Source organism: Nocardia sp. NPDC004340 (genome assembly GCF_053602575.1).
This window is the reverse complement of sequence record NZ_JBSGDW010000008.1, coordinates 87,543-101,074: the sequence shown is the minus strand read 5'-3', so window position 1 is coordinate 101,074 and position 13,532 is coordinate 87,543. Positions and strand designations below refer to the sequence as shown.

Sequence of the window (13,532 nt, the reverse complement as noted above, 5' to 3'; positions counted from 1 at the left end):
CCCGGAAAGCACTGCGCCGCACCGGTGATCCGGTGCGGCGCAGGTGGTTCGAGCGATCGGGCTACTTGGTGTCGCTGTCGATCAGCAGGGAGCCGCCGCTGTCGACGACCCGCAGCGTCACCGACTTGCTGCCGCTGTTCTTGGTGCTCAGGCTGGCCAGCGAGATGTCCACGGAGCCATCGGGATTGTTGCTGTCGGTCCCGCGGGCGCCCTCGATGGTCGAGTAGCGGCTGATCGGATTGTTCGTCCAGTAGGTCTGGAACGCCGTCGCGCTGCCGTACACCTGCTGCGCGGCCGGGGTGAGCCGGGTCCACGCCTCCTGGTACCGCTGCGAGGTGAGGGCGTCGTAGAACTTGTCCACGGCGTCCGCGCCATTGCCGACGCTCACGGTCGAGGCGCTCTTGGTCTGGCCCAGGCCCGAGGGCGTGCCCTTGGTGGAGCTGGCCGAGGTCGAGGCCTTCACCGAGGTGGTGGCGCCGCCCGCGCCGGGCGAGTCGTTCGAGCCGGAGTCGCTCATCATGCCGTAGACGATGCCGCCGGCCACCACGACGACCGCGGCGAGCAGGATCCAGACCAGCTTCTTCTTGCCGCCCGGCTCCGAATCCGGTTCCGGCGCGGGGTGATTGCGGGTCGGCGGGCCGCCGTTGGGGACCGGCCGCGGCGGCGGGGTCTCGAGCAGCTGGGCCTGGCTCATGGCGCCGGTCGGGATGTCGGCGTTGGCCGACGAACGGCGTTCCATCTGCCGGGTCTGCTGGCGCGGCGCGGCGCCGCCCTGCGGGGTGATCGGGCCGGAGCGGCGGGCGGCGAGCACGCGGGTGGCCTCGGCGTCCGGGCCGACCTCGGCGAATTCGGCCATGATGTCGCGCACGTCGAGCATGCTCGGCCGGTCCTCCGGCTCGAAGCTGAGCAGGCTGAGCAGCAGGTCCGACAGCGGCCCGGCATTGCGCGGCTCGCTGATCTGACCGTTGGCCGCGGCGTAGAGCAAGGCCAGCGGATTCGGGTTGGTGCCGTAGGGCGGTTCGCCTTCCAGCGCGTGGAAGAGCGTGGCGCCCAAGGCGAAGACGTCGGCGGCCGGGGTCGGTTCGGCGCCGCGGGCGACCTCGGGGGCGAGGTAGGCGGCGGTGCCGGAGATGAGCCCGGTGGCGGTGAGGGTGACGTCGCCCTTGGACTTGGCGATGCCGAAGTCGGTGATCTTCACCGCGCCGTTGTCGCCGAGCAGGATGTTGCCCGGCTTGACGTCACGGTGCACGATGCCGGCGCGGTGCGCGGCGATCAGCGCGGAAGCCACCTGTTCGCCGATGCGCGCGCACTGCGGCAGCGGCAGCGTGCCCTGCGCGGACAGCACCACGGCGAGGCTCTGCGAGGGCAGGTACTCCATGATCAAGCACGGGTCGCCCTCGTGCTCGGTGATGTCGAAGACGACGATGGCGTTCGGATGCTGGAAGCGGGCCGCGTTGCGCGCCTCGCGCGCGGCCCGCTGCTTGACGATGTCCTTGTCCGCGTCCGACAGGCTCGGCTGGGTGAGGATCTGCTTGATCGCGACGGAACGTTCCAGCCGCTGGTCGACGGCTCGCCAGACGACACCTGTGCCGCCGCTACCAATCCGTTCGACCAGGCGGTAATGCCCTGCGATCACTTGGCCGGTTTCGATGGCACTACTCCGAGGTTCTTCGAGATGACTGTGACAATGCGGTTGCCCGCGCGTTTCCCCGCACGAGTGTAGCGGGCGACGCGCGGATCGCCGACGTCAGCGTGAGATATGGCGGAGATCTCGATGAGATCTGCGCCGCCCGTCGGCGACCCGCTTGTGACCGGGTCGGCGTATGCGCTGGTCGCGACACATACATGACCAGACATAGACCGATCGGTTTGGTGCGTGTTTGCTCCCACACACCGATCGAGTTCAGCTACTTTTCACCGCCGCGGCCCACTCCGCGCGGACCAACCGGGCGGCGTCGTCGGCATCGAGCTCGATATCGAAGACCTCCGCGAGCACCTTGGGCAGCTCGGCGACCTCGAGCTCACGCACCTCCTCCGACCCGTCGGGATGGTGCGTGGTCCAGGTGGTGCCGTCGATCTGGTGGTGTGCGTCGGGCAGGAAGCGCTGTACGAAGGGCCGCATGGTGAACGGCGATCGCGCCGAGGTGGACACGTAGTGGTTCCCGACCGCGAAATCGACGCGATACTGCGGGGTGATGGCGAAGGTGTGCCGATCCACCCAGCCGTCCTTCCCGAACTGGTACAGCGTCCACAGCTCGCCGCCGACCGCGTCGGTGGTCCGCTCCAGCCGGAAACGCCATGCGCCCGCGCCGAATTCACCGCGGTCGGGGGCCAGCTCGATCGGTTCCAGGGGGCCGAAGCCGAAACCGACGTCGCACAGCCACAGCCGGTCGTCGTCGGCGGTCTTCACCCGCAGCAGCGCGTGGGTGGGCGGACGCAGGCCGGTCGCTCCCAGCGTGACCCGGCCGGACATGGCGGTGAACTCGAAGCCGAGCCGTTCCAGCGCGGCCGCGAACAGTCCGACGTTCTCGTAGCAGTAGCCGCCGCGCCGCCGCCGGATCAGCTTGTCCTGCAGCGCCTCCAAGTCCAGGGGGATGCCGCGGCCGAGGATGATCTCGAGGTTCTCGAACGGGATCGTGGTGGTGTGGGCGCGCACCAGGGCGCGCAGGGTCTCCAGGGTGGGCGTGCGCGCACCGGTGAATCCGATCCGGTCCAGGTAGGCGTCGAGGTCGAGCTCCGCGCCCAGCCAGGTGTAGGTGGGGTCCGCCGGTGTGTTCATCACTGCCTTCCTTCGCGCCCGATTCGCGTGGATCATCCGTCTTCCGTGGTGATCAACGGTAGTGGGCGCGGCTGTGTTCCGACGCGACCGGACCGCCGGGTCAGGCGTGGACGCGCGCCAGGGTGCGCAGTCCCTCGCGGTAGCTCGGATAGCGCGGCGCCCAGCGCAGTTCGGCCCGGGCCTTGGCATTGGAGGGGCGGAGCGAGAAGTCGAGCATCTGGGCCGCGGTCAGCGGGGAGGTGATGCGCATCAGGCGCGGCGGCACCCGCAGCGGCGGGCGCGCGCCGACGGCCGCGGCGGCGGCGTCGAACATGGCCTCCCAGGTGGCGGGCTCGTCGTCGACGATGTTGTACGCCTGGCCGGGCACGCCGCGTTCGAGCGCGGCCACGGTCGCGGCGGCGGCGTCCTCGACGTGCACGAAGCCGGTGTGCCCGGTGGTCGTGCTGGGCAGCGGGAACAGTCGCCGCCGCAGGGCGCGGGTGAAGGACGCGGACGCGCCGGGTCCGTAGAAGACGCCGTAGCGCAGCGCGATTCCGTCGATGCCGGGCGCCCGCCAGGCGTGGCATTCGGCCTCGTGCAACGCCCCGATGAGGCCGTCGTTGACGTCGCCGGGGATGCGGCCGAAGGGGTCCTGCTCGGTCACCGGCCGCGGGCCGTGGTCGCGCATGCCGTAGCCGAAGATCACCGATTGCGTCAGGTACCGGCGCGCGCCCGCACGCTGGGCCAGTTCCACCAGGTGCTTGCCGCCGGTCTCGCGTAAGGCGTTGGTGCGCAGCAGGCCCGGCGAGTGGTAGTGGGTGGGCGGCGAGTTCCGGTAGGCGGTGAGCTCGTGGATGACCGCGTCGGCGGTGAGCCGTTCGGTGGCGCGCAACAGCTCCGAGCGATCCATCACATTGGCGACCAGCGGGGTGGCTCCGAGCGTCCGCGCGACCTCCGCGCCGCGGCCGTCACGGGTGAGCGCGTACACCTGGTGCCCGCGGGCGCGCAGCGCCGTCACCAATGGCCGCCCGATCGCCCCTGTCGCTCCCGCCACCACGACTTTCATTGCGCTTCATCCCGTCTCGCCCTGCCGATGCCGGGGCCGAGCCTAGTGTTCGGCGCCCGATCGTGTGGCACGGCGGTCGGCCCACGCAGGGCTCGACGTCGGAAGCGGTTACCGGTTGCGCGCGGGACCGGCTGTCAGGCCGCGCATTTGGCGTTCGCCGGGGCCGGCGGGGCGGTGTTGACGCCCGCGCCGACATCGATGGTGTAGTCGTGGTCGCCGCCGAGGGGTTCGGTGCCCTGCAGCAGTCGCATGACCGCGCAACCGGATTCGAAGAACACCGGATTGATGCCGTGCTCGCCGGGCACGACGCGGCCGTCGAGATCGCGGCCGCTGACGACGGTGTACATGGACACCCGCTTGCCCGCGAGCATCAGCGCGGCGCGCATCTCCATCGAACTGGTATAGGGCACCACCGTATCCGCGGTGCCGTGCACCAGCACCGCCCGCTGGACGTCGATGCGCCCGGGCATGAGCACCGGCGAGCGGTCGATGTAGGCCTGCGGGCAGGTCAGCGGAATGCAGCCGCCCGCATCGCGTTCGATCTCCGGCCGCAGTTGCTTGCCGGCCAGGTTGGCTTCCAGCCAGGCGGTGAGATCCCCGGCGTGGCCGAAGGTGTCGACCCAGTAGTCGTAGGTGCCGGGCGGGGCGTAGGCGGCGGCCAGTCCGCTGGTGACGCCGCCCTGGCTCCAGCCCCACAGCACGGTGGGTCCGAGGCCGGGGTGTGCGCCGCGGTACCACTGGGTGGCGGCGACGGTGTCGCGCCAGCCCGCCCACACGTTCCACTCCCCCGTGCGCCACGCGCCGGAGTCGGAGCGCTGGTCCATGGTGACCAGGGCGGCGCCGGTGTTCTTGACGATCGAGGCCATGTAGTCGGGGAAGTCGCTCGCGCTGCCGTCGTGGCCGTGCACCGCCACGATGAGCGCGCGGGCCCCGCCCTCGGGTTCGTAGACGCGGCCGGTGGCGGTCTCGCCGTCCACGATGAGGCTGATCGGCCGCATGGACACGCCGTCGCCGGCCGCGCCCGCGATGCCCGGTAGCCCGACCATGGCCGCCGCCACCACACTCGCGACCGCACCGATTACCCGCAACCCTCGCCGATGAGCACGCACGTCCGGCATCGTCGCATGTCCGGGCGGTCCGGTCGGGAACCCACGCCGGGCCGGTCGGCGCGCCGGAAAGGATGTGCCGGGGTGTGCCCGAATCAGGCTGCCGGCGGCTAGGATTCGACCATGCGTTCGATGGATGCCGCGGAGCGGCGGGCTCGACTCGGGGTGCGGCACCGGCTGGCGGCGGCGGAACGCGGCGACACGGTCGAGTCGATCGTGCGGTCCCTGGTGGTGTTGCACGCGACCGACCCGGCCACCGTGTACCTGTCGGTCGCGGCGCGCTCGGCGGACCTGGAGACCGGCCACGTGGAGAAGTCGCTCTACGACGACCGGATCCTGCTGCGCATGCTGGCCATGCGGCGCACCATGTTCGTCGCACCCGTCGATCTGGTGCCGGTGCTGCAGGCCGCGGTCGCCGACGCGCTGGCGCACAAGCAGCGCAAGACCTATGGGCGCTATCTGGAACAGTCCGGCGCGGTGCCCGGCAATGTCGTGAAGTGGTGGAACGCGGTCGAGTCGAAGACGCACGACGCCTTGCTGGCCCGCGGGGCGGCGACGGGAGCGCAGCTGAGCAAGGCGGTGCCCGAGCTGCGGACCCAGGTGGACACCGCGCCGGGCAAGCCGTACTCCAAGCCCACCAATATCACCACCTGGGTGCTGGTCACACTCGGCTGCGAGGGCCGAATCGTGCGCGGCCGTCCCAATGGGACCTGGTCCAGCAGCCAATACACCTGGGCGCCCATCGAATCCTGGCTGCCCGATGGGATCGCGGTCATGCCGGTCGAGGAGGCTCGCGCCGAGCTGGTCCGGAAGTGGTTGCGCGCCTTCGGTCCCGCGCCGGTGAGCGATCTCAAATGGTGGACCGGCTGGACGCTGGGCGAGGTCCGCAAGGCGCTGGCGCTGGTGGACACGGTCGAGGTGGACCTGGGCGGGGAGACCGGCCTGGTGCTGGCCGACGATCTGGAGCTCACGCCCGCCCCGGAACCGTGGGCGGCGTTGCTGCCCGCGCTGGATCCCACGCCGATGGGCTGGCAATCGCGCGACTGGTATCTGGGACCGCATCAGCCCGCCCTGTTCGACCGCAACGGCAATATCGGCCCGTCGGTGTGGTGGGATGGTCGCATCGTCGGCGGCTGGGCGCAGCGACCGGACGGCGACATCGCCTGGCGGCTGCTCGAGGATGTCGGCGCCGACGCCGAGCGCGCCATCGCCGCCGAGGCGGACCGGCTGCGCGGCTGGTACGGCGAGGTCCGCCCGATCCCCCGCTTCCGCACGCCGCTGGAACGCGAACTGTCCGCCTGACCGTCCGGCCCCCGCGCACGGCGCGCCCGATGATCACGGGCGCGCCGAACGCGGTTGCTGTGCGCGAGTATTCGGAGAATTTCTGCGGGCCCCGCCACGGCGGACTGTTACTGTCGACCGTGTTGTTCGCACGATCCGGGCCCGGACTCGGGGAGGTCCACGGGTTCGGCCATTTCTTCGGAGTGTGTGTCATGGCGTTCTCGAATCGGCTGGTCTCCCCGGCTGCCCCGCGCACCGATCCGGCCGCCGCCGCGCCCGCCGGATCCCCGGACGCGCGGCCCGCACCGCATCTCACCAGGTTGCCGGGAGGGCTCGACGAGCAGTGGGGCGATGCCTTCCGAGATGCGGCGCTGGGCATGTGCGCGGTGTTGTCCGCGACCGACGGCCGTATCGATCCGGCGGCGCGGATGCGGGTCGCGCAGATGGTCGGGGCGCACGAGGTGCTCGGCCGCCGGCCCGCCGAGGACCTGCGAAACCGGTTCGAGGACAACTGCGCCCGGCTCATCATGGATCCGGCGTTCGGCCACGCCTACGTGATGGCCCAGATCGCCAAGGCCACCGAGTATCCCGACCAGGCGGCCGCCGTGCTGCGCATCGGATTGACGGTGGGGCGAACCGATGGCGAACTCGGAGCACACGCGGCCACGGTGATTCGCGAGGCATGTCAGGTGCTGCGGTTGGACCCAAGGGAATTCGGTCTGTAAAGCCCCCCTGGCTTTTGCTGGACATTGCCCGGAGCCGACGCGCATTCTTGGGTCGTTTGCTGCCCAGCGAGGGGATCCACTCTGCATGGCGATCCAAGGGTTTCTCAATATCCTGCTCGACACCGTCCACCCGAATCGGGGCTGGCGGTACTGCGGATGGTGCGAAGGCACCGGGGCCGCAGGCTATTCCGAGGCGGGTTCGGCCATCCTGTGCACCGGGTGCGGGGGCATCGGCTGGCTCGTCGACCCGCCCCTTCCCCGGGCCTGAACCGGCTCCGAGCAGCGACGCGGCCCCGGGCGAATGACACCCCGGGGCCGCGTCGACGCAACGGTTTCCGCGCTACATGTCCAGGCCGAGATCGAGCACCCGGACCGAGTGGGTGAGCGCGCCCACGGCCAGGTAGTCGACGCCGGTGCGCGCGTAGTCGGCGGCCATGTCCAGCGAAAGCCCGCCCGAGGACTCGAGTTTGGTGCGCGGCGACCGGGTGTTGCGGCGCTGCACCGCCGCCTGGGTGGCCCACAGCGGGAAGTTGTCCAGCAGTACCAGTTCCACGTCCTCGGCGAGCACGGCGTCGAGCTGTTCGAGGCTGTCCACCTCGACCTCGCACTCGATGTCCGGGTCCAGCTCCCGCACGGCGCGCAGCGCGGCGACCACCGAGCCCGCGGCCACCACGTGGTTGTCCTTGATCAGCGCGGCGTCGCCGAGACCCATGCGGTGGTTCACGCCGCCGCCGACCCGCACCGCGTACTTCTGCAGCGCGCGCAGGCCCGGCAAGGTCTTGCGGCTGTCGCGGATCCGGCATTCGGTGCCCTCGACGGCGTCCACCCACTGGGCGGTCGCGGTGGCGATGCCGGACAGGTGGCACACCAGATTCAGCAGCGTGCGTTCGGCGGTCAGCAGCCCGCGCGTCGGCGCGACCAGGCTCAGCACGGTGTCGCCCGGCTGCACCCGGGTGCCGTCCGGCACGCGCCCGGTCACCTCGTAGTTGCCCGCCCCCAGCACCTCGTCGAGCACCAGCAGCCCGACGTCCAGCCCGGCGACGGTGCCCGGCTGCCGGGAAGCCATGCCCGCCTTGGCCACCGCGTCCGCGGGCACCGTGGCCAGGGTGGTGATGTCCGGGCCGTACCGCAGATCCTCGTCGAGGGCGGTGCGGATCAACGCGACCAGTTCGTCGCGATCGAGTCCGGCATCGAGGGTCATGACAGCACTCCTTGTTCTCTGACGCCGCTCACGACGCGGCGGGGATAACGTCGCGGCCCCACGTGGGCGCCGCCTCCGCGTCCTCGGTGACCAGCTTCGGGCGGCCGTCGGAACCCAGCCGCACGGTGGTGCTGCGGCGCAGCTCCTCCCGCGGGTCCGGATAGTCCGAGCGGGTGTGGCAGCCGCGGCTCTCGGTGCGGGCCGCCGCGGCGACCAGCAGCGCGCGGGCGGTGAGGGTGAGGGCCGAATCCTCCAGGTCGCGCAGGAAGGCCGCGGCCGCGTCGGCGGGCACGCCCGCCCGATCCACGCGCGCCGGGTCGTCGGACCCGTCGGCCTCCGCCGCCCCGCGGTTCAGCGCCCACTCGACGGTGATGTCGGGAGCCTCGTTGTCGGAGACCAGGCCGAGCATGCGCAGGATGGCGGCGCGCAGCCCGTCGCCGTCGCGGACCACCCCGGCGCGTTCGGTCATCAGCTCCTGCAACAGTTTCCGGTCCGCGCGCGGGAACCGCAGCGGGCCGACCTCGGAGATCGGGGCCGACATGCCCTGCCGTTCCGCGGCGGCCGTACCCGCGCGCTCGCCGACCACCAGGCCCTCGAGCAGGCTGTTGGAGGCCAGGCGATTCGCGCCGTGCAGCCCGGTGCGGGCCACCTCACCGGCGGCGTACAGGCCGGGCACCGTGGTGCGGCCGGAGGTGTCGGTGAGGATGCCGCCGCACTGGTAGTGGGCGGCCGGCGCGACCGGGATCAGGTCGGTGGTCGGGTCGATGCCCGCCGCCCGGCACGAGGCCGTGATGGTCGGAAAGCGTTGCGGGAAGCCCTCGAGCGCGCGGGCGTCGAGGTAGACGTGGTCGTCGCCGAGCTCGTGCATGCGGGCCGCGATGGCCTTGGCCACCACATCGCGCGGGGCCAGGTCGCCGAGCGGGTGCACGCCCGCGGTCACCGAATCGCCCCGGGAATCGACCAGGATCGCGCCCTCGCCGCGGACCGCCTCGCTGATCAGCGGGCGGCGGCCGAGACCGCCGGGGGTGAACAGCACGGTCGGATGGAACTGCAGGAACTCCAGATCCGAGACCAGCGCCCCGGCCCGCAACGCCAGCGCGATGCCGTCGGCGGTCGCGCCCGCGGGATTGGTGCTGCACGCGTAGAGCTGGCCGAGGCCGCCGGTGGCGAGCAGGACCGCGGGCGTGTGCACGATGCCGAAGCCCTTGTCCGACAGCGCGATCACGCCGCGCACGCCCTCGGGTCCGGTGACGATGTCGAGGACGGCGGCCCCGAAGATCACCGGCAGTCCGGCGGCGTTCAGGGCCCGCTGCACCTCCGCGCCGGTGGCGTCGCCGCCCGCGTGGATGATGCGGCGGGTGCTGTGCCCGCCCTCGCGGGTGCGCGACACCTCGCCGTCACGGCCCAGGTCGAAGACCGCGCCCAGGTCGGTCAGCGCGTCGACCGCCTGCTGACCGCCCTCGACGATGGACCGCACCGCCTCGACGTCACACAGTCCGGCGCCGGCGACCACGGTGTCGTGCACATGGGATTCCACCGAATCCCCGTCCGGCGCGACCACCGCGATCCCGCCCTGCGCGTACTGGGTCGAGGTGTCGGTGGGTCCGCCCTTGCTCAGGGTCAGCACCCGCAGCCCGTGCCGGGAGGCGGTGCGCGCGGCGGTCAGCCCGGCCACGCCACCACCCACCACGACGAGGTCGGCCTCGGCTTCCCAGGTGACCGAAATCGATGTGTTCACTTGCTCATCCCTCCCCCGACGGGGCGGGCGTGGCTACTCGCCGCCGCCCGGGTTGCCGATCTCGATCATGCGCTGCACCGAATTGCGGGCCAGGGCGGCGGTTTCGGGATCGACGTGGACCTCGTCGCGGTTCTCCACCAGGCAGCGGAGCAGGGCGGCGGGGGTGATCATCTTCATGTACTTGCAGGACGCGCGGTCGTTGACGGCCTGGAAGTCGATGCCCGGGGCGGCCTTGCGCAGCTGGTGCAGCATGCCGACCTCGGTGGCGACCAGGACCTGACTGGACTTGGCGGCCTTGGCGGCGTCGATCATGCCGCCGGTGGACAGGATGTGCACCCGGTCGGCCGGGAACTCACCCGCGCCCGCCAGGTACAGAGCCGAAGTGGCGCAACCGCATTCGGGGTGCACGAACAGCTCGGCGTCGGGGTGGGTGCGCGCCTGCTCGTTGAGCTCGTCGCCGTTGATGCCCGCGTGCACGTGGCACTCGCCCATCCAGATGTGCATGTTCTCGCGGCCGGTCACGCGCTTGACGTGCGCGCCCAGGAACTGGTCCGGCAGGAACAGCACCTCGCGGTCGGGGTCGATGGAGGCGACCACGTCGACGGCGTTGGAGGAGGTGCAGCAGATGTCGGTCAGGGCCTTCACCGCGGCGGTGGTGTTCACGTAGGAGACCACCAGCGCGTCCGGGTACTCGGCCTTCCAGGCGCGCAGTTCGTCGGCGGTGATGGAGTCGGCCAGCGAGCAGCCCGCCCGCTCGTCCGGGATGAGGACCGTCTTCTCCGGGCTGAGGATCTTGGCGGTCTCGGCCATGAAGTGCACACCGCAGAAGACGATGGTGTCCTCGGGCGCCTCCGCGGCGATCCGGGACAGGGCCAGGGAGTCGCCCACATGGTCGGCGATGTCCTGGATCTCCGGCAGCTGATAGTTGTGCGCCAGGATGGTGGCATTGCGCTCGCGCGCCAGCCGCTTGATCTCCGCCGCCCAGTCCGGGGTGGCTTCCACACCGGTGTACCCCGACGGCCCGTCGGCGATGCGCTCGGTCAGCGTGCCCACTGCTGCAGCCATGGCATGGCTCCTTCTCTCATGCGCCCGGCAACTTCGCCGATTCGCATCCACACGGTTTTCGACTTAGAATCGAAAACGTGGCCCATCGTAGCACCATCCACGAAACGCTCACCGCCGTGTTCCAGGTTCGTCGCTTCCCGGAAACCATCGGTGCAGGTGAGAGCGCTAGGGACCGGCGCAGCGCGGTCACGGATCGGTGCCCGCCCGGCCAGCGCACCGAACTCGCGGTCCTGTTGTGGGAGCGCGCCCTCGACCCCGCCAAGGACACCTGGTCACTTCCCGGCGGCCGCCTGCGCGACGGCGAGGACCTCGACGCCTCGGCCGCGCGCCAGCTCGCCGAGAAGGTCGATGTGCGCGAGCTGACCCACCTGGAACAGGTGTGGGTGTTCAGCGATCCCGACCGGGTGCCCGGCGACCGGCGCATCGCCTCGGCGTACCTGGGTTTGGTGCCGTTGACCGCCGAACCGGTGCTGCCGCCCGACACCCGCTGGCATCCGGTCTCGAACCTGCCGACCATGTCCTTCGACCACGGCACCGTCGTGCGGCACGCGCGAAACCGGCTGGCCGCCAAGCTCTCCTACACCAATATCGCCTTCGCGCTGGCGCCCGCCACCTTCACCATGTCCACGCTGCGTGAGATCTACTGCGCGGCACTGGGATACGACGTGGACACCACCAACCTGCAGCGGGTCCTGACCCGCCGGAAGGTGATCACGCCGACCGGCGAGACCGCCTCCCCCGGCCGGGCCGGCGGCCGCCCCGCCGCGGTCTATCGCTTCACCGACTCCGAGATCCGGGTCACCGACGAATTCGCGGCCTTCCGCCCGCCCGCCTGAGGCCCCCATTTTTGGTGGCAGCGGCGGCGGGTAACCCGAAAAGCGCTGCGCCCGATAGTGGAATGAACGTCCAAGATCACTATCGAAGGAGTGCCATGTCCGCATCCGTGCGCATCGGAACCGCCCTCGCCGGGGCCGCCCTGACCGCGGCCGCCGTGTCGATCTCGGGATCCGCGGTCGCGTCCGCCGAGACGGTGGTGGCCGATCCGAACGCCTATCTCGTCGGCGACACGGTCTATTTCAGCTACTCCAACCTCGCCAACTGCGCGATCAAGCCGACCGGCGACGTCGGCTGCGACGCGACCAGTATCGATCTGCGCTGGTACGGCCTGCCGGTCACCAACCTGACCATCGACGCCGCGTTCCTGCCCGCCCATCCCGCGATCGGACCGATCGGCGTGCACGGCCGCCCGGGCAGCCCGCTGCTCACCGGCGGCGGCCCCACCCCCGGCTCGAACTCGCCCTACGGTCCCGACGCCACCATCACCTACGCGGGCACGACCTGCAACGGCAGCGGTTTCCGCGGCGCGATCTCGTGCAACGCCAAGGGACACCACTTCACCTTCGGCTTCGTCACCGACTACAACTGAGCCGCCGGCCCCTAGGCTGCGTCCCATGCGAGCCGCCGATGTCCTGGCCCTGCACCACGCCTGCTCTCGATCCGGGCTCACCGTCTGGATCGACGGCGGCTGGTGCGTGGACGCCCTCCTGGGCGAGCAGACCCGCCCGCACCATGATCTCGACATCGCGGTCCACCGCCGCGACGCCGACCGAGTCCGCGAAATCCTCACGGACATGGGCTATCTCGCCTCCCCGACACCCGACGACACCCCGTGGAACTTCGTCCTGGCGAAGGGCCCGGACGCCTCGGTCGACCTGCACGTCTTCGAACACGACGCCGACGGCGCGGTGAGCTACGGCATCGCCTACCCCGTCGAATCCCTCACCGGCACCGGCACTATCGACGGTGAACGGGTCGACTGCATCGCCGCCCGCTGGATGTACACCTTCAAGACCGCCTACCCTCCCGCCGCCAAAGACCTCCACGACGTCCGCGCCCTGGCCGCGAAGTTCGGTTTCCCACTACCGGACGTGTACCGATAACCCCGACACCGTCCGCTGATCGGCTACCAGCGCAGCATGGGCAGCGGCCGCAGCGGGTGAGTGACGGCGTACGCGACACCCCGACGCGCCAGGAAGGCGTGGAAGCCCTCGTACGGGAGTTGGGCCACAACGGATTCGATGTCGGCGCGGGCCAGCGGACGCCGAACCAGGCCGCGACTGGCGTCGATCCGGTCGGCGACGCGGAAGGTCTCGACGAGGCGGTCGTCGACGGCGCGGAGCCGGTGATGGTCGAGGACCAGGCGGCGCGCGGTGCCGACATCGGTGATACCGAAATCGGCGGCGTGCACGGTGGCCAGGTCGGCGGATGGATCGAGATAGTCCCAGGTCCCCGCGGTCCACACACCGAGGTCGTGCACGGCCCACGCCAGGGCCGCCACATCGGGAACCGGCTCCCCCAGCAGCAGTCGCTGGTAGTTCAGGCTGCGCAGAACGTGATTGCGGTAGGCGGGAAACGACGCGCCGAGCTGGTCGCGATACCGGTCGAGCACCGCATCGACGATCGGATGATCGGTCTGTATCCGCATGGGCTCCCCTGGTGTGTCATCCGGACTTCAGCGGACACTACACCCGGCATCGCACCGCGGGCGGACGAGCGACCCCCCGAAAACCTGGGTCCCCGAAAGTCCTTGTG

The 13,532-nt window shown here is 70.9% G+C and carries 13 protein-coding genes; 5 read left to right on the top strand and 8 right to left on the bottom strand.

Annotation, left to right across the window (positions count from 1 at the left end; translation table 11 throughout):
- Positions 1 to 61: 61 nt before the first annotated feature.
- The 4 genes from ACWEOI_RS27530 to ACWEOI_RS27515 all read right to left on the bottom strand — a co-directional run bounded on the left by ACWEOI_RS27530 (position 62) and on the right by ACWEOI_RS27515 (position 4,933).
- The gene (locus ACWEOI_RS27530; RefSeq protein ID WP_452361472.1) at positions 62 to 1,636 is read right to left on the bottom strand and encodes a protein kinase domain-containing protein; all 1,575 of its coding nucleotides are present in this window, start codon (positions 1,634 to 1,636) and stop codon (positions 62 to 64) included.
- Positions 1,637 to 1,903: 267 nt separating this feature from the next.
- Positions 1,904 to 2,779, bottom strand: coding sequence for an arylamine N-acetyltransferase family protein (locus tag ACWEOI_RS27525; protein ID WP_452361471.1), 876 nt, complete (start codon positions 2,777 to 2,779; stop codon positions 1,904 to 1,906).
- A gap of 100 nt (positions 2,780 to 2,879) precedes the next feature.
- The gene (locus tag ACWEOI_RS27520) at positions 2,880 to 3,824 is read right to left on the bottom strand and encodes an NAD-dependent epimerase/dehydratase family protein (protein ID WP_452361470.1); all 945 of its coding nucleotides are present in this window, start codon (positions 3,822 to 3,824) and stop codon (positions 2,880 to 2,882) included.
- Positions 3,825 to 3,958: 134 nt separating this feature from the next.
- Positions 3,959 to 4,933, bottom strand: a complete 975-nt coding sequence (locus ACWEOI_RS27515) for an alpha/beta hydrolase family protein (protein WP_452361469.1) — start codon at positions 4,931 to 4,933, stop codon at positions 3,959 to 3,961.
- A gap of 120 nt (positions 4,934 to 5,053) precedes the next feature.
- Between ACWEOI_RS27515 and ACWEOI_RS27510 the strand changes: the two genes are divergently transcribed.
- Together ACWEOI_RS27510 and ACWEOI_RS27505 are read left to right on the top strand one after the other, a co-directional pair.
- Positions 5,054 to 6,232, top strand: a complete 1,179-nt coding sequence (locus ACWEOI_RS27510; RefSeq protein WP_433666735.1) for a DNA glycosylase AlkZ-like family protein — start codon at positions 5,054 to 5,056, stop codon at positions 6,230 to 6,232.
- 191 nt (positions 6,233 to 6,423) lie between these two features.
- Positions 6,424 to 6,936, top strand: coding sequence for a TerB family tellurite resistance protein (locus ACWEOI_RS27505; RefSeq protein ID WP_433666736.1), 513 nt, complete (start codon positions 6,424 to 6,426; stop codon positions 6,934 to 6,936).
- Positions 6,937 to 7,276: 340 nt separating this feature from the next.
- Here ACWEOI_RS27505 and nadC read toward each other — a convergent pair whose 3' ends face one another.
- The 3 genes from nadC to nadA are packed head-to-tail and all read right to left on the bottom strand — an operon-like array spanning position 7,277 to position 10,940.
- Positions 7,277 to 8,137, bottom strand: coding sequence for a carboxylating nicotinate-nucleotide diphosphorylase (gene nadC, locus ACWEOI_RS27500; RefSeq protein ID WP_433666738.1), 861 nt, complete (start codon positions 8,135 to 8,137; stop codon positions 7,277 to 7,279).
- A 28-nt stretch (positions 8,138 to 8,165) separates the two neighbouring features.
- Positions 8,166 to 9,875: an L-aspartate oxidase gene (locus ACWEOI_RS27495; RefSeq protein WP_433666739.1), complete on the bottom strand. Its 1,710-nt coding sequence runs from the start codon at positions 9,873 to 9,875 to the stop codon at positions 8,166 to 8,168.
- 33 nt (positions 9,876 to 9,908) lie between these two features.
- Positions 9,909 to 10,940, bottom strand: coding sequence for a quinolinate synthase NadA (gene nadA / locus ACWEOI_RS27490; protein ID WP_357095208.1), 1,032 nt, complete (start codon positions 10,938 to 10,940; stop codon positions 9,909 to 9,911).
- A 77-nt stretch (positions 10,941 to 11,017) separates the two neighbouring features.
- Between nadA and ACWEOI_RS27485 the strand changes: the two genes are divergently transcribed.
- From ACWEOI_RS27485 to ACWEOI_RS27475, 3 genes are all read left to right on the top strand, one after another.
- A complete protein-coding gene (locus ACWEOI_RS27485) occupies positions 11,018 to 11,776 on the top strand; it encodes an NrtR DNA-binding winged helix domain-containing protein (RefSeq protein ID WP_433666740.1) in 759 nt (252 codons plus the stop codon).
- 95 nt (positions 11,777 to 11,871) lie between these two features.
- Entirely contained in the window at positions 11,872 to 12,366 is a 495-nt protein-coding gene (locus tag ACWEOI_RS27480; RefSeq protein ID WP_433666741.1) for a hypothetical protein, read from the top strand.
- Positions 12,367 to 12,391: 25 nt separating this feature from the next.
- A complete protein-coding gene (locus ACWEOI_RS27475; protein WP_452361468.1) occupies positions 12,392 to 12,880 on the top strand; it encodes a nucleotidyltransferase domain-containing protein in 489 nt (162 codons plus the stop codon).
- Between the two features lie 23 nt (positions 12,881 to 12,903).
- Here the strand turns inward: ACWEOI_RS27475 and ACWEOI_RS27470 are convergent, their stop codons facing one another.
- Positions 12,904 to 13,425 carry a hypothetical protein gene (locus ACWEOI_RS27470; protein ID WP_452361467.1) on the bottom strand — a complete coding sequence of 174 codons (522 nt, stop codon included), beginning with the start codon at positions 13,423 to 13,425 and terminating at the stop codon, positions 12,904 to 12,906.
- Positions 13,426 to 13,532 lie beyond the last annotated feature (107 nt).

Coding starts and splice junctions, on each gene's coding strand:
- ACWEOI_RS27475 (WP_452361468.1), top strand. CDS start 12,392: ATGCGAGCCGCCGATGTCCTGGCCCTGCACCACGCCTGCTCTCGATCC.
- ACWEOI_RS27505 (WP_433666736.1), top strand. CDS start 6,424: ATGGCGTTCTCGAATCGGCTGGTCTCCCCGGCTGCCCCGCGCACCGAT.
- ACWEOI_RS27470 (WP_452361467.1), bottom strand. CDS start 13,425: ATGCGGATACAGACCGATCATCCGATCGTCGATGCGGTGCTCGACCGG.
- nadC (WP_433666738.1), bottom strand. CDS start 8,137: ATGACCCTCGATGCCGGACTCGATCGCGACGAACTGGTCGCGTTGATC.
- ACWEOI_RS27510 (WP_433666735.1), top strand. CDS start 5,054: ATGCGTTCGATGGATGCCGCGGAGCGGCGGGCTCGACTCGGGGTGCGG.
- ACWEOI_RS27480 (WP_433666741.1), top strand. CDS start 11,872: ATGTCCGCATCCGTGCGCATCGGAACCGCCCTCGCCGGGGCCGCCCTG.
- nadA (WP_357095208.1), bottom strand. CDS start 10,940: ATGGCTGCAGCAGTGGGCACGCTGACCGAGCGCATCGCCGACGGGCCG.
- ACWEOI_RS27520 (WP_452361470.1), bottom strand. CDS start 3,824: ATGAAAGTCGTGGTGGCGGGAGCGACAGGGGCGATCGGGCGGCCATTG.
- ACWEOI_RS27525 (WP_452361471.1), bottom strand. CDS start 2,779: ATGAACACACCGGCGGACCCCACCTACACCTGGCTGGGCGCGGAGCTC.